The 19,351-nt window shown below is 41.9% G+C and carries 17 protein-coding genes; 9 read left to right on the forward strand and 8 right to left on the reverse strand.

The annotated features are described in order from the left end of the window. Positions 1-13 precede the first annotated feature (13 nt). The 5 genes from H6614_09190 (at position 14) to H6614_09210 (ending at position 5,559) form a co-directional block, all read left to right on the forward strand. On the forward strand, positions 14-1,069 hold the full coding sequence (locus tag H6614_09190) for a bifunctional phosphoglucose/phosphomannose isomerase (GenBank protein MCB9243836.1): 1,056 nt from the start codon (positions 14-16) through the stop codon (positions 1,067-1,069). Between the two features lie 77 nt (positions 1,070-1,146). After that, positions 1,147-2,178 (forward strand): NADH-quinone oxidoreductase subunit NuoH, encoded by a 1,032-nt coding sequence (gene nuoH, locus H6614_09195; protein MCB9243837.1) that lies wholly within the window; start codon positions 1,147-1,149, stop codon positions 2,176-2,178. Between the two features lie 33 nt (positions 2,179-2,211). Beyond that, the gene (locus H6614_09200; GenBank protein MCB9243838.1) at positions 2,212-2,724 is read left to right on the forward strand and encodes a TlpA family protein disulfide reductase; all 513 of its coding nucleotides are present in this window, start codon (positions 2,212-2,214) and stop codon (positions 2,722-2,724) included. A gap of 58 nt (positions 2,725-2,782) precedes the next feature. Continuing rightward, positions 2,783-4,447, forward strand: coding sequence for a hypothetical protein (locus tag H6614_09205; protein ID MCB9243839.1), 1,665 nt, complete (start codon positions 2,783-2,785; stop codon positions 4,445-4,447). Positions 4,448-4,467: 20 nt separating this feature from the next. Next, positions 4,468-5,559: an Omp28-related outer membrane protein gene (locus tag H6614_09210; GenBank protein ID MCB9243840.1), complete on the forward strand. Its 1,092-nt coding sequence runs from the start codon at positions 4,468-4,470 to the stop codon at positions 5,557-5,559. Between the two features lie 17 nt (positions 5,560-5,576). Here the strand turns inward: H6614_09210 and H6614_09215 are convergent, their stop codons facing one another. The 4 genes from H6614_09215 to H6614_09230 form a co-directional block, all read right to left on the reverse strand. Further along, positions 5,577-5,894, reverse strand: a complete 318-nt coding sequence (locus H6614_09215) for a multidrug efflux SMR transporter (protein ID MCB9243841.1) — start codon at positions 5,892-5,894, stop codon at positions 5,577-5,579. Positions 5,895-5,921: 27 nt separating this feature from the next. After that, positions 5,922-7,451, reverse strand: coding sequence for a YifB family Mg chelatase-like AAA ATPase (locus tag H6614_09220; GenBank protein MCB9243842.1), 1,530 nt, complete (start codon positions 7,449-7,451; stop codon positions 5,922-5,924). A 1-nt stretch (position 7,452) separates the two neighbouring features. Then, positions 7,453-8,820 carry a ribosome biogenesis GTPase Der gene (gene der, locus H6614_09225; protein ID MCB9243843.1) on the reverse strand — a complete coding sequence of 456 codons (1,368 nt, stop codon included), beginning with the start codon at positions 8,818-8,820 and terminating at the stop codon, positions 7,453-7,455. A gap of 63 nt (positions 8,821-8,883) precedes the next feature. Then, a complete protein-coding gene (locus H6614_09230; protein ID MCB9243844.1) occupies positions 8,884-10,791 on the reverse strand; it encodes a potassium transporter Kup in 1,908 nt (635 codons plus the stop codon). Positions 10,792-10,956: 165 nt separating this feature from the next. On the opposite strand from H6614_09230, the gene H6614_09235 reads away from it, so the two are divergent. The 3 genes from H6614_09235 (at position 10,957) to H6614_09245 (ending at position 14,336) form a co-directional block, all read left to right on the forward strand. Further along, positions 10,957-11,916: a calcium/sodium antiporter gene (locus H6614_09235; protein ID MCB9243845.1), complete on the forward strand. Its 960-nt coding sequence runs from the start codon at positions 10,957-10,959 to the stop codon at positions 11,914-11,916. A gap of 136 nt (positions 11,917-12,052) precedes the next feature. Beyond that, on the forward strand, positions 12,053-12,937 hold the full coding sequence (locus H6614_09240) for an RNA polymerase sigma factor (GenBank protein ID MCB9243846.1): 885 nt from the start codon (positions 12,053-12,055) through the stop codon (positions 12,935-12,937). A gap of 1 nt (position 12,938) precedes the next feature. Beyond that, positions 12,939-14,336, forward strand: coding sequence for a T9SS type A sorting domain-containing protein (locus H6614_09245; protein MCB9243847.1), 1,398 nt, complete (start codon positions 12,939-12,941; stop codon positions 14,334-14,336). 1 nt (position 14,337) lies between these two features. On the opposite strand, the gene H6614_09250 is transcribed toward H6614_09245, so the two are convergent. From H6614_09250 to H6614_09265, 4 genes are read right to left on the reverse strand one after another with little or no spacing between them, the layout of a single operon-like run. Further along, entirely contained in the window at positions 14,338-15,249 is a 912-nt protein-coding gene (locus tag H6614_09250; protein ID MCB9243848.1) for a DUF72 domain-containing protein, read from the reverse strand. Then, a complete protein-coding gene (locus H6614_09255; protein MCB9243849.1) occupies positions 15,250-15,675 on the reverse strand; it encodes a hypothetical protein in 426 nt (141 codons plus the stop codon). Further along, on the reverse strand, positions 15,672-16,421 hold the full coding sequence (locus H6614_09260) for a hypothetical protein (GenBank protein ID MCB9243850.1): 750 nt from the start codon (positions 16,419-16,421) through the stop codon (positions 15,672-15,674). The genes H6614_09255 and H6614_09260 overlap by 4 nt, the downstream gene beginning before the upstream one ends. A gap of 6 nt (positions 16,422-16,427) precedes the next feature. Next, positions 16,428-17,417 (reverse strand): hypothetical protein, encoded by a 990-nt coding sequence (locus H6614_09265; protein MCB9243851.1) that lies wholly within the window; start codon positions 17,415-17,417, stop codon positions 16,428-16,430. Between the two features lie 120 nt (positions 17,418-17,537). Here H6614_09265 and H6614_09270 point away from each other — a divergent pair, with 120 nt between their 5' ends. Further along, entirely contained in the window at positions 17,538-19,286 is a 1,749-nt protein-coding gene (locus H6614_09270) for a DUF885 domain-containing protein (GenBank protein ID MCB9243852.1), read from the forward strand. Positions 19,287-19,351 lie beyond the last annotated feature (65 nt).

The raw sequence follows: 19,351 nt of genomic DNA on the forward strand, positions 1-19,351 counted from the left end.
AACTGCACCCGGAATGGACATAGATAAAATACGCGCGTACGATAAATCGAACATGTTCGATGTGCTGAAGGACTTCCCTCAACAGGTGGAGGAAGCAGTCAGCATAGCAACCGCATTCGAGTTTAAGCATCTGAATACGGAAGGAATACAGAACGTAGTAGTGAACGGGCTGGGCGGTTCGGCTATTGGCGGTGATTTTGTGAGAAGCTATGCGGCATACGATATGAAAGTCCCGATGGTTGTGAACAGGAATTATAATCTACCGGGATTCGCCGATGAGAATACGCTAGCGGTCATATCAAGTTACTCCGGAAACACGGAAGAGACATTGAGCGCTTTCAAAGAAGCGCGTGAGAGGAATTGCAGGATATTATGCATAACATCGGGAGGTGAAGTAGAAAGGATTGCAAACGACAACAACATCGACGTGCTAAAGATACCAGGCGGACTTCAACCGAGGTGCGCGCTGGGATATTCATTCTTTTCGCTTTTGATCGCACTAATGAAATTAGGACTAATACCGGATAAATCTTCAGAGATAACAGCAACGATAAAGCATTTACAGAATCTTTCACACAGCTATTCGTATTTTTCATCGGAACATAATCACCCGATAATGATAGCGGAGGAAGTAAAGAGTCACCTTCCCGTTATTTATTCATCATCGGACGTGCTGGATGCCGTAAACCTGAGATGGCAGGGACAGATATCGGAGAACGCAGAGGTGCTTGCGTACGGAAATTTCGTTCCTGAGATGAACCACAATGAGCTGGTGGGATGGAATCTGAATGAAGAGATTCTAAGCCGTATCGTTGTTATATTGCTCTGCGACAGGGATGACAATGATAGGGTAAAGCTGAGAATGAAGATCACAACCGACATATATAAAGAGAAATGCAGCTCGATAATCGCCGTAGAGTCCGATGCGGAAACGAAACTGGAGAGAATATTCGAGCTGACATACCTGGGAGACTGGATGAGCTTTTACCTGGCTATACTGAACGGAGTAGATCCAACGCCCGTGGAAGCAATAAATTACCTCAAAAACAAGCTTTCCGAGGCAAAATAAGGTATATTTGCATTATTGTTTGTATTTCATTTTTTAAAAATTTTTTGAAAATTAAGGCTTCATAAAATAATATCTTAATGCCCGAAAATCTCGTCAACTTTCTAATACTTCTCGCGAAAATAGCCGTAGTTCATGGTGTCCTTTTAGGAGGTGTCGCCTACACAGTTTACATGGAAAGGCGCGTATCCGGATTCATTCAAAACAGATACGGTCCGAACAGGGTAGGACCGGAAGGACTTCTCCAACCTCTTGTTGACGTGATAAAGCTTTTATTAAAAGAAGATATAGTACCGACGAACGCTAACAGATTCATCCACGCGCTCGCGCCGGGAATTTCAATTGTTGTTTCATTGTCGACCATTGCGGTTATCCCGTTCGGAGACACGATAGATCTTTTCGGAAAGACGATCAAACTCCAGATAGCAGATGTAAACATCGGGATATTATACATACTCGCAATGCTTTCGTTAGGAGTTTATGGTATTACACTCAGCGGATGGTCCTCAAACAGTAAGTACTCACTTCTCGGGGGACTAAGGTCATCAGCACAGATGATCAGTTACGAGCTGTCGATGGGTCTTGCAGTGCTTGGTATAATAATTATCAATGGAACACTCGAACTCGATACAATAGTACAAAACCAGTACGGCTGGAAATGGAACATAATATTACAGCCGGTTGGATTTATAATATTCCTTGTTGCGGCTTTTGCCGAGACTAACAGAGCTCCATTCGATCTGCCTGAAGCGGAGCAGGAGCTTGTCGGCGGTTACCACACGGAATATTCCAGCATGAAGTTCGCAATGTTCTTTCTCGCGGAGTACGCGGCAGTTATAGTTTCATCCGCATTGATATCAACACTATATCTCGGCGGATGGCAATTTCCATATCTGCAGGATTTCGGATTGCCGGCGCTGGTTGTCAGCCTTTTACAGGTGCTGACATTCTGCGTGAAAGTTGTCGCACTGGTATTTTTCTTTGTATGGGTAAGGTGGTCAATACCGCGATTCAGATATGACCAGCTTATGGACCTGGGTTGGAAGGTAATGCTTCCACTAGCATTATTGAACTTACTTGTAACTTCGGTAGTTATACTATTATTAAAATAAGCAGTAAAGAACATTAACTAAACCCGATATAAGATGAAAAAGTTAGCTTTTTTAGCAATTATCCTCAGTTTCTTCTTCGTAAACAGCGCAAAATCTCAGTCATATTATAATTTTACACTTCAGGATCTTGACGGAAATGATGTATCGCTGGATGAACTTGTTGCAAAAGGACCGGTATTTTTGAGTTTCTGGGCAACATGGTGCAGTCCGTGTAAAGAGGAAATGAAATATCTACAGGACATATACAATAAGTATAAAGACAAAGGATTTACTTACCTTGCAGTAAATACAGATTCACAAAAATCGCTATCGAAGGTCAAGACATATATTTCATCAAAGGGATACACATTCCCTGTAGTGCTCGATACGGATGAAAAGATCTTTGAGGCATACCTGGGCGAAGGCTTACCGTATTCACTCCTTATAGGAACGGATAAAAAGATCTCTTCAAAGCACGTCGGATTTTTGCCCGGCGACGAGGAAAAGATAGAGAAAGAGGTCGTAGAGCTCCTGCCATCCGGTAATTCAGAATCAATGGATAAATAAACCTTTTAGGGTTCGCTCTTTTAAGGAGGGCGAACCTTTTATATTTTAAAGAGGGTAAATGAAAAAAACATTACTAACTTCACTCGTTATTATTTTCTTTTCACTGTGCAACTCCTCATATTCCCAGATAAATCTGAACGTCGACGCTTCTCTTAAAAATCTTTTGAGATATGGTAGCGGGTCAGAATACCAGGGTTCTCAGAAAGTAAGAAAGGAATACTTCGAAAATCTGGCAGACGCGAGGATCAATATAAACGATTTTGTTTTCGGTGCGAGGCTGGAAGTAAGCGACCCGATCGAATACGGTCTCGACTTTAAAGGCATCCGTAAGAGATTCGTTGAATACAATAACAGGGATTTCGGTGTTTCGCTGAGAGCGGGAGACTTCTGGGATATATTTTCTAGAGGTATGACGCTGAATGTATTCGAGGACAGAGCTCTAGGTTATGATACGGGAATAGACGGTGTAAGGGTGACCTATGAGAACAAGTTTGGGGAAAAGAAGAACCCTGTGAGATTCCGCGGGCAGATCATCGGCGGAGACCTCACATACAGCGATTATCTTAATCCGGACAGGATAGAGGATTATAAGATAAGGAATGTGAACTTCGACATTTCGCCTCTAAAAATGATTACAATTGGCGGAAGCTATATATATTCAGAGGGAAGACTGCCGACGGGAACAGATACAACCGACATACAGGCATACCTGCCGGAACTGAATTTCGATTTCAACATTCCGGATTTTCAATTTTATACATCGTACGCAAGGAAGCACGTTAACACAACCCCAAATGCAATTTACCCTCAGGAAATATCTGCAGAAGGTGACGGGCTTTATTCATCTATTTCATACACAAGAGGCAACGTCGGCATAACAGCAGAATATAAGAATTACAGGTTCGACGTGACCAACCCGGACAACCAAAGCCCGGACAGACCGACTAAGATGCTGCCGTTCCAGAATCCTCCAACCGCTCAGAGGGAGCATACCTCCACGCTGGTTTCAAGAAATCCTCACGTAACGAACTTTAATGATGAGGTCGGCGGACAACTAGATATACTTTACGCAGCAAATGATAAGCTTACATTTATTTTCAACGGAAGCATTGCATCACGTCACTATATGTATAACAATGTCGATACTTCCGGAACGACAGTTTACGTGAGAGTGGACAGAGACTTCGATTATATTCCCGATCTCGATGCATCGTTTTCACCATTCTGGGAAGTATATGCAGAGGGTGAGTATTACGCATCAGATAAGCTTTACCTGAAGCTGGCATACGCAAGGCAGAGCGAGACGACATATAATCAGCAGAATCCTTTAAGCAGTGAAACGATCCAGGCTACGACGATTCCGAGTGAGATAAGATATTCTTTTAATAATAAGTACACGCTTAAATTAATTGTAGAACAGCAATGGGTAAATAATTCGATAAGGATCGATCAAAAAGGGTATATGAATCAATTTGTATCATTGAACCTAACGAGGTCGCCGGAATTTAGTATCGCCTTAAATGCTGAATTTACAAATGATGAAGAGGAGCCGACAGATACACAGTCATGGCTTCTTGCAGAGGCATTATATAAGCTGAACCAATCAAACATAATTACTGTTTCTTATGGAAAGGAAAGAGGCGGACTCAGATGTACCAACGGGATCTGCCGATTCGTAAATCCGTTTGAAGGATTCAGGCTCGCAATTCAATCACAGTTTTAAAATTTTATAGGATCATTATTATGAAAAAGCTAAGATCATTAATAATTATTCTGATACTAATGGCAGGAAGCACGGTCTTCTATTCCTGCGAGAGTAACGACAGCACTGTATATCCAACGGCTAATACTACTCCACCGCTGACGCTTTTACTGCCATCGAATAATTCGACCATTAATACTACGGGCGCGACATTCGACTGGACAGACCTGCCTAATGCAATTGCATACGGACTCCAGGTAGCGACGGACGTGAATTTTACAAACCTCGCGATAGACAGTACGGGATTCACAGCTTCACGGGTAGACCTCGACAGCGGAAGGCTTGCTGATAATACGACATATTACTGGAGAGTGAGAGGTATCAGGACTGCAGATACGACCTCATGGACAAGCTCGAACAACTTCTCCGTGCAGGTAGCATCGGTATCGGCTAATAATAAAGTGCTGGTGGAGATGTTCACCAATACAAGCTGTATTCCATGCGTACAGGCTAACACATACCTGGACAAGATACAGAACCTCGAAGGAATTACAAATAATGATGCGGACGTAGTAATGATAAGGTATCACTCAACGCTTTACCCGAACGACCCATTCTATTTGTTCAATACATCGGCTAATGATGCGAGACAAAGCTATTACAACGGTGGAATTTTTAATCCGTATGCGTTCCTGGATGGAACATTTATGGGTAATTACAGCTCGAGTGCATGGACATCTTTGATCAATAACAACTTTGGAACTCTGACATCATATGCTTTTACCTACAATAACAGTTATAACACCAGCAACAGGCAGGGAACATTTAACGTGACTGTGAACCAGATAACGGGTACGCAGGTGGGTGACCTAGTGATGCATGTGGCTGTAACGGAAGACGAGCTAATGTATAACGCTCCAAACGGTGAGACGGAATTTAATAATGTATTGAGGGATCTTCTGACACCGGGTACAGGTGAAATGGTCAATGTGTCGGCAGGCGGTTCGGCATCGTTTACATATAACTATACATTGAATTCACAGATAAACGATAACAACGCGCATATAATAATGTTCCTGCAAAGCTCAGGTACGAAGCAGGTATATGCAGTAGAGATCGAAAAAATAAGATAAGTTTATTGGGCTGGGGCTTACTTAGTGGTAAGCCTCAGTCCAACTATCCCACCGATAATAAGCATTATAAAAAAGATCCGCACCAATTCTTTAGATTCCCCGAATAGTATCATTCCCAGGATCACTGTCCCAACAACCCCTATGCCCGTCCACACAGCGTAACCGGTGCCGATAGGAATGTCTTTCACACCGAGAGCGAGGAAGTAGAAGCTCAGTATCATCGTGATCACGGTGAAGATAGTGGGACCAACCTTTGAAAGACCGTCGGAGTATTTGAGTCCGATCGCCCAGGATATCTCAAAGACACTCGCAATAAGTATATATATCCATGCCATAATGAATAGATTTGATTAGTTAATAGGTTAGGAAAGCCAGTTGGTTCTGTCCAGGCTCCTGTATTGAATAGCTTCGCTGATGTGAGCCGGAAGTATGTTCTCTTCACCGGCGAGGTCAGCGATAGTACGGCTTACTTTTAAGATGCGGTCATAGGCACGTGCAGACAGCCCGAGTTTATTTATTGCCATTTTCATAAGATTCTCACAGTCGGCATCGACACGGCAGAAATTTTTGATCTCCTTTGAGCTCATATGTGCATTCGCATAAATTCCTTTGAGATCGCGGTACCGGGCATTCTGGATCTCTCTTGCCTGAGTGACTCTCTCCCGGACAACGGAGGAAGGCTCTCCTTCGGCTTTGCTCGACAGCTCTTCATATTTCACGGGATTGACGTGAACATGGATGTCTATTCTATCCAGTATAGGTCCGGAGATCTTTGCGAGGTGTTTTTGGATCTCGTATTCGGAATACATCTCCATTTCTTTCGCGGTGCCCGCGGGAGTGGGATTCATCGCGGCTACGAACATAAAATTGCACGGATACTGCACGGTGATCTTTGAGCGGGAAATGGTAACGTTCCTATCTTCCAGGGGCTGCCGCATGACTTCGAGTACGTTCTTTTTAAACTCCGTGAGCTCGTCAAGGAAAAGTACACCATTATGCGCGAATGATATCTCACCGGGCTTTGCGTTAGGACCGCCACCGACAAGTGAGACGTCGCTCGCAGTATGGTGCGGAGAACGAAACGGTCTAGTCGAAATAATCGATGCATCGGACGGTATCATTCCGGCTATAGAGTGAATCTTCGTTGTTTCGAGCGCTTCCTCAAGCGTGAGCGGTGGGAGTATAGTCGGGAGACGTTTCGCTATCATGGATTTTCCTGAGCCGGGGAGACCGATCATGATTATATTGTGTGCTCCGGCGGCGGCGACCTCCATAGCGCGCTTTACTTCAGCCTGTCCTTTTACATCGGAAAAATCCACAAGATATTTATGATGATCATCGAAAAGCTTTTTGGCGTCTATATTAATAGGCGATACAGAAATGTCACCGTTAATGAACTGTATAACCTCGTTCAGTGTTTCGAACGGGTAAACTTCTATGCCCTCGACAATGCCGGCTTCCTGCGCATTTTCAACAGGAAGAATAATACCTTTAAATCCGTTCTTTTTAGCTTCGATGGTAATGGGTAATACACCGGGTATCTTACGAAGTTTTCCGTCGAGAGAGAGTTCGCCGATAAATAGGTAATCAGCAATGCTTCCCGGATCCACCTGACCGGTTTCGCTTAGTATGCCTACGGCTATAGGCAGATCGAACCCCGAACCTTCTTTTCTTATGTCAGCGGGAGATAGATTTACGGTGTATTTTTTAACGGGGAAATGAAACCCGGAATTTTTGATTGCGGCGGCAACACGCTCACGTGATTCTTTTACGGCGCTGTCCGGCAGTCCAACTATAGCAAAGCTAAATAATCCTCTGTCGATGTGAGTTTCAACTCTTACAACAAAGGCATCAACTCCATATGTGGTGGCAGTAAGGACTTCGGAGATCATGTTAGTTTTTCTTTTTAAATATCATTCCTATAGGGACGCCTTCAAATCCGAACTTACTTCTGAGCTTTTTTTCAAGAAATCGTTTATAGCTTTCCTTGACCATTTTAGGTTCGTTACAAAAGAAAGCGAATACCGGAGGAGCGGATTTGACCTGTGTGATATAATTTATTTTGAGCTCTTTGCCCCGCGCAGACGGATGCGGTGTATTCTTAATCTCTTTTTGCAGTTCTTCATTCAGCTCGCTGGTCTTAATTTCACGTTTCCGTTCGTTGTAAATGATTACAGCTTCTTCGAGTACTTTATGTATGCGTTGTTTTGTGAGCGCAGAGATGAAAATTATTTTAAGGAAGTTATACGTTTTAAGGTGATCATTGATTTTATCTCTAATAATCTCGGCAGTCTTTTCATCTTTCTCCACAAGGTCCCATTTATTGATTACAAGGAGAAGGCCTTTTTTATAGTAAAGAACTTCCTCAATGATATTTACATCCTGTTTATCCAGTTTGAAAACCGCGAGTTTAATATCGGAGGCATCGGAAAGAGCTTCCATTATTTCTGTTGCATCAATAACGAGTATCGCTACGTCACACCTCTGAATAGATTTAAACGTGCGCATGGTGGAGTAAAACTCAAGAGATTCGTTCCTTTTTATTTTACTCTTTTTTCTGAGTCCTGCAGTATCGATGAGAACTACATCTTCCCCGTGGTATTTTAAAATTGAATCGATCGAGTCTCTCGTTGTGCCGGGAATATCTGTGACAATGTTCCGATCTTCTTTCAGGAGGGCATTTACCAGTGAAGATTTGCCGGCGTTGGGTTTCCCGACCACAGCGAACTTCATCCGGTCGTCCTCCTCCTCCGGCTCGGTCGAGGGAATGTCTTCTGTAAGTATGTCGAGAAGTTCGGCGACATTTCTGCCGGTATTTGCAGCAATAGGTATTGGTTCTCCCAATCCAAGAGAAAAGAATTCGGGAGCGTTAAGATCGCGTTTATCGTTATCGGCTTTATTAGCGGCGAGTATGATCGGTTTATCCCCGTCATATTTTCTGAGCATATTGGCAATTTCTCTGTCTATGGGATGGAGCCCGTTCGCTGCATCCACAACGAACAATATTTTATCGGCTTCATCGAGCGCAATACCTATCTGTTCACGGATGGCTTTCTCGAATTTCTCGTCCGTGTCGGGTACAAACCCTCCGGTGTCAATCAGGAAGAATTTTTTTCCCAGCCATTCAGCTTCGCCGGAATTCCTATCTCGCGTGACTCCGCTGGTCGGGTGTACAATTGCAATTCTTTTCCCGATTATTTTATTGAAAAGAGTTGATTTGCCGACATTAGGGCGCCCTACAATTGCTATTACATTTTTCATGTGAGGGAAATTACTCCGATTACATTAAAATAGAAATGTATAAGGAAAACTTTTTGAGGGGTTTTAGAGGCGGAATTGGACGCCGACCTCCATTACCTGGTCAGCGGGAATATTAAAGTACTTAGTAGCGGATTCCGCATTAGAATATAGGGCAACGAATAATCTCTTTCTCCAGTTCTTATAAGTGGATTTACCTTCAAGGAGAAGAGTTTCTCTTCCAAGGAAGAAGGATGTCTTTTCAATGTCAATATTCATTCCGCGGGATCTTAAATGTTCGACAATGCGCGGTACATCCGCCGAATCCTTAAATCCGTGAGTAACGACTACTCTGTGGAATCCTTCTGCCAGTTCCTCTATCTGGAATGAATCTTCAAATTTGACATGCGGTACTACGTCTGATTTGAGTGTGAGAATAACTATCTGCTTATGAAGGATCTTATTGTGCTTAAGGTTGATTAAAAGCGCAGGAGGAATACCACGGGGGTTGCTCCACATATATATACCTGTGCCGGGAATCGCAACCTGCCTAATGCTGAGCACGTCTGGGATAATCTCCTGTATAGGAAGAGTGTCACCTTTGATCTTTTCACCGACATATTTCCGCATATGGAACCATGTTTCCATAATAATGAAAATTACAAATCCTATCAGCAATGGCACCCATCCACCGTCGAAGAATTTTAGGATATTTGCGCCAAAGAATGAAATGTCTATTACAAAGAAGAATATTGTCAATGGTATAGCAATGAACAAGCTCCATTTCCAAATGTTCCGCATAGCTGAGAACGCAAGTAATGTGGTGATAGCCATTGTAGAAGTGACGGCAATACCATATGCGGCAGCGAGGTTACCGGATGTTTTAAATGCCAGAATTAATAAAGCCGTACAGACAAACAGCATCCAATTGATCTTTGGAATGTATATCTGCCCGCGCTCTTCCTCAGATGTATGTAAAACTCTCATTCTGGGAAGGTAGCCGAGCTGTAAAGCCTGGAATGTAAGCGAAAATGCTCCCGATATAACCGCCTGAGATGCGATAACAGTTGCGCATGTAGCCAGTATAACCATTGGTATTAAAGCCCATTCAGGGGCAAGATAGTAGAACGGATTCTCTATGAATTCAGGGTGGCTGATCAAAAGCGCGCCTTGTCCGAAGTAATTGAGCAGGAGACTGGGCAGAGCTACAGTAAACCATGCCAGTCTTATAGGAAACCTTCCGAAATGTCCCATGTCTGCATAGAGAGCTTCACCACCGGTTACTACCAGGAATATTACGCCCAAAATCACAAATCCTTCAAAGCCGTTTTCAGCAAAAAACTGAACAGCGTAAACCGGGTTAACTGCTTGCAGAATTTCCGGTACCTGAGCTATTTCGACAGATCCGAGTATAGCCAAAACAATGAACCAAACTAAGGTAACCGGTCCGAATATTCTTCCTACACCCCCTGTTCCTCTTTTTTGAAGTGAAAATAAGGCAAAAAGTATAAGCAGTGTTAGTGGTATTATGTAAGGGTCAAACTGATGTGTAACAATTCCAAGTCCCTCCACGGCACTAAGCACGGAAATAGCCGGAGTGATCACACCGTCACCATAAAGCAATGCTGCTCCGAATAACCCGAGCGCCATAATAAGACCGGCAGCTTTTGATTTTGACCTAACCAGCTCCATAAGAGCAAGTATGCCTCCCTCGCCGTCATTATCTGCACGGAGGATTATGATAAGGTATTTAAATGAGATTATAATTATCAGCGCCCAGAATATTAACGACAATATGCCGTAAACATTCGGGACTGAGAGCTCTATAGAAAGGTCGCCATTAAAACATTCTCTGAATGCATAGAGAGGACTGGTTCCAATGTCGCCGTATACAACTCCAATAGCAGATAGTGTTAGAAGAAGAAGATAAGATGTTGTTTTCTTCTTATGAGGAGAATGATGATCTATTTTTGAACTGTCTGAGTGTTCAGCCATTTTAAATAAGCTTACCGGAAAACACACCGTCTGCTAATTATACAAAAATACAATATACTTAATTTAAAACAGCATAAAAATTATTCCTTTGTAAAAGCTGGATTCTAAAATTCTATTAATATATTATTTCTTTAAAGAATTAACTATTTTACGCAAAATAGTAGAATGCTGGTATACTTTCTATTTGTAATTGGTTTTGTAATAATGATCAAGGGAGCTGACGTTTTAGTGGATGGTTCAGCTTCACTAGCAAAGAAATTTAATATTTCGAATCTTGTTATCGGATTGACGGTTGTAGCATTTGGCACATCCGCGCCTGAACTGGTTGTGAACGTTATCGCGAGCTTTAGCGGAAATACGGATATTGCAATAGGAAATATACTCGGCAGTAACATTGCAAACATTCTTCTCATACTTGGCGTCTCATCTATTATTTATCCTCTCACCGTTCATAAAAACACCGTTAGGAAAGAAATCCCGTACAGCCTGGTGGTAGCAGTTGTATTAGGCTTTCTGGTAGGTGATATTTTTATCGATAATGCGCCTCATGCGATGCTAACCAGGGTCGATGGGATAATACTAATCTTGTTCTTTGGGGGATTCCTCTACTATACGTATAGGCTCTCCAAAGAGGAAAACGAGAGTCCTATCGATACAGAGATAAAAGAAATGGGGATTGGAAAGAGTATTATTTTTGTCCTTCTGGGTTTGGTGGGTTTGGTATTGGGAGGTAATTGGATCGTAGAAGGAGCAGTAGTAATTGCGACTAGTCTGGGTATGAGCCAATCTTTTATCGGATTAACAATTGTTGCGATTGGGACATCGCTCCCTGAGCTCGCAACATCGGCGGTCGCGGCATATAAACGAAATACAGACATCGCGATCGGTAATGTTGTTGGATCGAATATTTTTAACATAACTTGGATACTGGGTGTAAGCTCGATCATCAATCCTCTTGTTTTCAGCGCGCACAATATTGTCGATCTGGGCATTGTGGTGATCGTTACCGCTATTTTAATACTATCAATATTTGTGGGAAAGAGGTATTCTATCCGAAGGGGAGAGGGTATAATTTTCCTTATTCTTTATGCCGCGTATATAGTATTCCTCATATATCAAGGTTAATTTAGTATTGATAATACTGGATTTATCACCCCATAACTTAACCTGAAGTATTTCCGTAATATATTTATACTACTTTTCCTCCGAATTTCTGTCACAGTCAATGATTTTTTGTGTCTAATAAAAGAAAAGAATCATTATGCAAAACCCTCTATCAGACAGCTACTTCCCGGAAACGCCGGACGAGGATCTTATCAAACAGGCGATCGAAGGCGATAAAAAATCTCTCGAACAGCTGATTATACGTCACCAGGACTGGATCTACAATATTGCGCTCAGGATGCTGCATAGCCCAGAGGACGCAAAAGATGTATTACAGGAGACCCTTATCAAAATAGTGACAAAATTGTCACAATTCAGGTACGAGAGTAGCTTCCGAACCTGGGCGTACAGGATTGTGGTAAATCATATACTTAATACCAAGAGAAGCTATGGTGAGACAACCCACACTGACAATTTTGATCAATACTCATATTTAATTAATACAGCTCCGGATGCTAATATGCCGGAATATCTTACTCCTTATGAAAGGCGCGCTACGGTAGAGGAAGTAATGATCAGTTGTATGTTTGGTATGTTATTGTGTTTAGACCGGGAGCAGAGGATGATTTTCGTTTTAGGTTCCGTGCTGAGTGCTTCGGACACTATAGGCGCTGAGATAATGGAGATAAGTAAAGATAATTTCCGCCAGCGGCTTTCCAGAGCAAGAAAAGATCTTTATAATTTTATGACCAATCAGTGCGGGCTTGTAGATAAGAAAAATCCCTGCCGGTGTTCGAAGAAAACGAAAGTGTTAATCGATTCCGGGTACGTAGATCCGAAAAACACAAAATTCTTTAAAGAGAAGTATTATTCAATAAGTTTAATGGCAGAAGAGAAAAGGACCGAGCTACAGGAATTTATGGATGATAAGTGTGAAAAGCTTTTTAGGGATCATCCGTTTTATCATTCCACGGAAGCTGCCATAGTGATAAAGGACTTATTCGACAGAGATGAATTCAAAAAAATATTTAATTTCAACTAATATGAAAAAGTTTACTCTCATTTTTCCTTTGTTTTTGATGCTTACGTCGGTATCGTTCGGGAACATAATCAATGTACCGAACGACTACTCGACGATACAAGCGGCAATCAACGCTTCCGTGGACGGTGATACTATCCTAGTTGAACCCGGTACATACATGGAAAACATTAACTACCGTGACAAGAACATTGTCATTACCAGCCGGTATTATATAAGTCGTGATCCGAGCTATATCTCCAGCACAATCATAAACGGGAGCAGTCCGGTAAGTGCCGATACAGCGAGCTGTGTAATAATAAGTGGCGGACAGGACAGCTCGGCAATATTGCAGGGCTTTACACTGACCGGCGGGGGCGGTACAAAATGGTTAGACATACATGGTGCAGGTACATATAGAGAAGGGGGCGGCATCTTAATAGAGCTTTCCTCTCCGACTATTCAGCATAATATCATAAGAGATAACCTTGTTACAAATACGGTTGGTGTAGTGAGCACGGGCGGGGGGGGAATCAGGATCGGCGACGGTAACCCGAAAATATTAAATAACATTATAATTGGAAACACAGGAAAATACGGTGCCGGTGTTGTGCTAAATTATACCGGAGTATTGATAAAAAATAACGTGATCGCGAATAATTTTGGCTCAAATGCTTACGGAGCAGGATCGGGTATATGGAATACGGGTGGTTCTCTTAACTCAAAGGTAATCGAGAATAATACTATAGTTAATAACTCTGCGACTGCAGGCACAGCCGGGATCCAGTCATATACCTCAATACTAATAATGAGGAATAATATTATCTGGGGGAATACAGCTCCCGGACCGAACCAAATAAGCGGATCAGTAAGTGTAAGATACTGTGATGTACAGGGTGGTTTCACGGGTGAAGGAAACATTAACGTTGCGCCGACATTCGATAGTACTAATTACTATCTTGCAACAGGTTCAGCGGGAATAGATGAGGGAGATACGAGTATTATATATAATGATCTGGAAGATTCATTAAACCCGGGCAACGCGCTTTTCCCATCAAGAGGAACTTTGAGGAATGATATGGGTGCTTATGGCGGAAGCGGAGCCACAATACTTGGTGTAAGCACGGTTTCAATACAGAATATTTCACAGAGTATTCCGGAGAAATTTTATCTTGCGCAGAATTTCCCGAATCCATTTAACCCATCTACCAAGATAAAATTTGATATACCGAAATCGGCAGGGGTAAAGCTAATAGTATATGACATTACCGGGAGGGAGGTAGCATCGCTGGTGGACGAAAGACTTGAAGCGGGGTCGTATCAGTACACTTTTAACGCGGTGAGCCTCCCAAGCGGAACTTACTTTTATACTATCGATGTGGATGGTGTGAAGGAAACAAAGAAGATGGTTTTGCTGAAGTAGGTCAAAAAATTGCGCCCTGTTCTTCTTTTGTTATTAACCCAGGCTCGGGAATACTAAGCCTGCATTTTTTATTTAATTCTTTTATTGTGTAAGCCAGGAGTTCAGGCGAATCTCTCTCCTCGTGCTGGTGCATGAAAAAATATACCTGCTTTATATTCTTTTTCATCCACCGGTTTATTATTTCCACCCAGTCATCAACCCTCTTGTAATCCGTAGGGTGAAGACTATTTCCCACAAAGCGAATAAATGCAACCGGTGTGGTAAGCTTCATATGAAGTACATCACGTCTGTCGGAAGTATCAGTTATCACGGTGCCAACCTTTAGCTGTTTTAACATGGCAAAGGTTTCCTCAGATACATCGCTATTTTTGAACCAGTCGGGGTGCCTAAGTTCAAGATGGATATCAACATCTTTGTGATATTTTTCCAGGTAATCTCTAAGCTGAGGAAAGCTTTTAGGGGCGAAATTTGGAGGTAATTGAAGAAATGACGGTCCGAGAGTGTTTTTAAATTCGGAGATCATATCAATGTAAGCTTCAGTCATGGAGTCCGCATCCTTTAATCTTTTTATGTGACTTATGAACTGCGGAAACTTAGGACAGTATTTGAATCCTTTTGGTGCTGTATCTCGCCACTTCGCTACGGTTTCCTTTGGAAATATCCTGTAATGAGTAGCGTTCATTTCGATAGACTGGAAATGTTTTACATACTCGGCGAGGAAATCTTTTTCCTTAGTACCTTTCGGATATATCTTCCCGATCCAATCCTTACGTCCCCACTTGGCGCATCCCGTGATTATCTCACTGCCTTTTTTTGTTTTCTTCAGGCTTCCGAGGACTTTCTCGGTAATAGGCGGATCATCTGGGATAGTGAAATCAATTTTATCAATATTCTCAGCCTGCCCAAATTTCATTTATTCTCTATCTACCTTTGATATTAATGAATCTAGTCCTTCCATTAGCATAAACTGCCTGTCCTGGATGGAGAGTATGGCAATATTTGAATCGAACATTGCGGCAGAATCCAATTTTGAAAGGGAATCGGTTACATGAATGTCTTGCTCAATTACACTCAAGAAACGCTCTCTGAATTTTTCAGCATCAGTCCATCCGTCCAGAGGCTTCGTTTCCATTATCACTTTTCTATTCCTTTGAATATTGTATTCATAACTGCTGATGTATTCAGGTTTTCGGAGTTTATAACCTTCATCAATGATCTGCGCGAGCTGGGATTTCATTTTATACAGGTATTCGAGCTTCAGCCTTTTGTCGCCGGAGCTGATGCTATTACATCCGCTGAGGATAACTATTATCAGGATAGTAAAGATAGTCCGGGTCAATATATCTCCTCGGCTTTTTTGTATGCGGTATAAAAATCCCATCCGCCATTAAGATGGTTCATCATTTTTACTAGTCCTTTTCTGCCTGAGATCTCAAACCAGCGTGTAACCTCCATTCCCGATCGCCAGTACGCAAGGTTGCTTCGCGAGGGGCTTGAGTAAAAGTCTTCATCAGACGATATCCTATCGAGAGGGAGCATTTCGGGAGTGCTTTTTGTCATATTATTCCATTCAGTAAGATAGTCCGTATATGACTGAGGATATTCTTTGCATAATATCATAGCCAGTCCTTCATGAAACCATAACGGGATCTTTTTATCGTTTTCATAACCTACTCGTGAGTAAAGTTCGGCGTGACACATTTCGTGGCTCACATCGTCGGAGTTCATGCCAAACGGACTGATAACTATATACTCGCCTGCGAAGTTCATTCGTGTCATTGCCTGTGTCCTATACATACCAAAATTATAGTAATCATCCCAATCGGTACAGAAAATAAAAACAGGTCTTGATTGCACACTGCCCCACAGTTCAGTATTCCGAGACTCTGCTGTTGCAACGAGTTCACGGCAGAGTTCTATCTGAGCGTCACTCGAGCCCGGGCTTATATAGACATTGTCGCCGATCCTATGCATGTACATTGCTTCAGCCAGCATGCAGTAAAATGAGGCTCGGTTAAATGTCATATAGCCGGATGCAACGATCGCGAACAGAAGGGTTACCATTATTATTAATCTTTTAATCAACTTGTTTTAAACGCCGAAGAAGAAACCACTGGCTACTTCAGTCAGCTCTCCATCTTTTGAATTATATAAAATATATCCTGCGCCCTCATAATATCCGGATTCAATGAAGTATTCGAGTACCCCGTCACCATTAAGATCTATTATGCCAAGGAGTTTTGAGTATCCAAAATCTCCCGGAGTAAACCGTGAAACGGTGTTCACCATTTTCCCGCTTTTATCCATTGTAAAAATAGTGCCTGTGAAAGAATCGAAACTGATCCTTTTGCTAAAGCCAACTACATACTCTCCGTTACCTTTATCGAGAATAGTAAAATCTTCATCACTTAATGTTACGGGTGTTTGCTCCTCTGTGTTTCCGGATTCATCGATCATTTTTACGTCTTTTACCAAGGGCTCTATTATCTTTTTAGCCATAGAAAGAACAGATGCATCGGTAATATTATTTGAATTAATGGGTGAAGACATCTTACTACGTGATACTATAACAGGTTCATCAGTCTTCATCACCATTGCATTTGGAACAACAGCAACACCATAGAATAAATTACCGCTTCCAATCTCGTCGTCCATATTGACAAAATAACTGGAAATGGTTCCCTCAAGGACATCATTGCTTGTTGCAATATACACCTTGTCATCCATCTTCAAATCCGTTATCCTGTCAAATTCAGATTTATATCCTTCTATTAAAACCTCTAAAGAGTCTTTACCCTGAGAATATTTTTTAGCAATACTATTAATATATTCTACATATTTATAATATCCTTCCGGATCATCAGTTTTAAATTCTTTGTCCTTATTCCATGTCCTATTATCCTCGACTAAAATCCCTTTAGTGTCAGTTCTACCAATATAAACTCCACTTATTGGGGATTGCTGTTCCTTTTTTTCATCTTTTATGTTGCCTGTACTGTTTTCGGTAACTTTGTTATTAGTACAAGTAAACGCAGTAAAATTAAGAAAAAGAATGCTTAAGACCAGAAGTTTTACTTTCATGTGATAATTTGGTATTTAGACTAAAATAATTTAAATAAAGCTGAATTTCTACAAATAATTCAAAAAATATCTTTTTAAATTCGTTGCATTATGCTAATTTTTTAAAAATGAAAAATCATTATGAAGAGATTACTTACCATTCTATTCCTTTCACTATTTATAAATCCCATTCTCGCTCAGGAAACAGCACATGACATGCTGTGGAAGCTCTTCGACGATTACCAGGAGTATAATATGCGGACATATCCAACCTGGGCAACTTATGAAGGTGATCATAGGTTCGATGACAGGCTTACAGATAATTCCCTTGCTGCGATAACGGCTCGCTATGATTCCACACGAATGTTCTTAGCCTGGCTAGAAGAAATTCCCTATGATGATTTATTGGACGAGGATAAGCTTAATTATGATCTCTTTAAGGATGGTTTCGATCAGAGTCTGGATGCACAGAAATTCCATTTTGAGTATATGCCGATCGGACAGCAGAGCGGACTGCATATCGGGTTTCCGCAAATTGTTAATGTCCAACCATTGAATACGCCGGAAGAATATGACAAATATTTATCACGTTTGCGTGCATTTCCAGTACAAATAGATAATGTGATAGAGGCAATGCGGATGGGTATGCAGACAGGGATGATGCCGCCTAAATTTATTATGGAACAAACGTTGGGGCAGATGGAAAATGTATATAAGATCGACAGCTCTGAGCAGTCACCGTTTTATGTTTCACCTATGGGTATAGAAGCACCGCTGAACGTCAAGGAGTCTCTCGATAAGGAGTTAAAGGAGGTTATTGCGAATGATATTAATACGGCTTATATGAAACTACATGATTTTGTGAGGGATGAATATCTCCCGTTATGCAGGACGGATGCAGGAATATGGTCCCTGCCAAACGGTAAAGAGATATACGAATATGACATAAAGAATTATACCACAACGGATATGACGGCTGATGAGATATTTAATACCGGGATGAGCGAAGTAAACCGGATAAAGGGCGAGATGGAAAAAGTTAAGGATGAGATAGGGTACAGTGGGACACTGGACGAATTTAACGAGTTTCTAAAAACAGATCCGCAATTTTATTATACGGACAAGGACAGCCTAATGCAGGGTTTTAAGAATATATTGAGCGAGATGGACTCAAAGCTCCCGAGTTTGTTTGGGACGTTGCCGCAGGCACCACTAGATGTTAAAGAAATAGAGGAGTTTCGTGCTAAGAACGCCCCAGCGGCTTATTATTACTCAGCACCAGAAGACCGTTCACGTCCGGGATATTTTTATGTTAATACATACGATCTTTCATCACGTCCAAAATATACAATGACGGCACTTGCGCTTCATGAGGGAGTGCCAGGGCATCATTTACAGATCACGATATCTCAGGAACGTGAAAACCTCCCGAAATTTAGAAAGGGGGGCGGTGAAACGGTTTTTGTTGAGGGATGGGGGCTGTACGCGGAGCACCTGGGATACGAGTCGGGAATGTATGAAGATCTTTACCAAAAATACGGCGCACTGACATTTGAAATGTGGAGAGCGTGCAGACTGGTTGTTGATGCAGGAATGCATTCAAAGAAGTGGACACGCGAAGAGGCACTGGATTTTCTAAAAACGAATACACCGGGATCTGACCTGGATATGGCATCGGAGATAGACAGGTATATCTCATGGCCCGGACAGGCTCTGGCATATAAAATAGGTGAATTGAAGTTCAAAGAATTAAGGAAGAAAGCTGAGGACAGACTCGGGGATAAATTCGATGTAAGGGAATTTCATGATATTGTCCTCAAGAACGGTGCATTACCGATAAAGATCCTCGAAAAGATGGTCGAAGAGTGGCTCAAAAGTAAGGGCGCATAAGAGTTAATTCTTGTTAATTATCTCAAAGCTTAGTAAGTATACTAAAGTATAAAGAGTGTGCTAAC

This window comes from Ignavibacteriales bacterium (assembly GCA_020635255.1).
In the GTDB taxonomy this organism is placed as follows: domain Bacteria; phylum Bacteroidota; class Ignavibacteria; order Tepidaquicellales; family Tepidaquicellaceae; genus JAEYVS01.

What these genes read in the sequence shown, in the direction of transcription:
- H6614_09190 (MCB9243836.1), top strand. Translation starts at nt 14, where the DNA reads ATGGACATAGATAAAATACGCGCGTACGATAAATCGAACATGTTCGAT.
- nuoH (MCB9243837.1), top strand. Translation starts at nt 1,147, where the DNA reads ATGCCCGAAAATCTCGTCAACTTTCTAATACTTCTCGCGAAAATAGCC.
- H6614_09200 (MCB9243838.1), top strand. Translation starts at nt 2,212, where the DNA reads ATGAAAAAGTTAGCTTTTTTAGCAATTATCCTCAGTTTCTTCTTCGTA.
- H6614_09205 (MCB9243839.1), top strand. Translation starts at nt 2,783, where the DNA reads ATGAAAAAAACATTACTAACTTCACTCGTTATTATTTTCTTTTCACTG.
- H6614_09210 (MCB9243840.1), top strand. Translation starts at nt 4,468, where the DNA reads ATGAAAAAGCTAAGATCATTAATAATTATTCTGATACTAATGGCAGGA.
- H6614_09215 (MCB9243841.1), bottom strand. Translation starts at nt 5,894, where the DNA reads ATGGCATGGATATATATACTTATTGCGAGTGTCTTTGAGATATCCTGG.
- H6614_09220 (MCB9243842.1), bottom strand. Translation starts at nt 7,451, where the DNA reads ATGATCTCCGAAGTCCTTACTGCCACCACATATGGAGTTGATGCCTTT.
- der (MCB9243843.1), bottom strand. Translation starts at nt 8,820, where the DNA reads ATGAAAAATGTAATAGCAATTGTAGGGCGCCCTAATGTCGGCAAATCA.
- H6614_09230 (MCB9243844.1), bottom strand. Translation starts at nt 10,791, where the DNA reads ATGGCTGAACACTCAGACAGTTCAAAAATAGATCATCATTCTCCTCAT.
- H6614_09235 (MCB9243845.1), top strand. Translation starts at nt 10,957, where the DNA reads ATGCTGGTATACTTTCTATTTGTAATTGGTTTTGTAATAATGATCAAG.
- H6614_09240 (MCB9243846.1), top strand. Translation starts at nt 12,053, where the DNA reads ATGCAAAACCCTCTATCAGACAGCTACTTCCCGGAAACGCCGGACGAG.
- H6614_09245 (MCB9243847.1), top strand. Translation starts at nt 12,939, where the DNA reads ATGAAAAAGTTTACTCTCATTTTTCCTTTGTTTTTGATGCTTACGTCG.
- H6614_09250 (MCB9243848.1), bottom strand. Translation starts at nt 15,249, where the DNA reads ATGAAATTTGGGCAGGCTGAGAATATTGATAAAATTGATTTCACTATC.
- H6614_09265 (MCB9243851.1), bottom strand. Translation starts at nt 17,417, where the DNA reads ATGAAAGTAAAACTTCTGGTCTTAAGCATTCTTTTTCTTAATTTTACT.
- H6614_09270 (MCB9243852.1), top strand. Translation starts at nt 17,538, where the DNA reads ATGAAGAGATTACTTACCATTCTATTCCTTTCACTATTTATAAATCCC.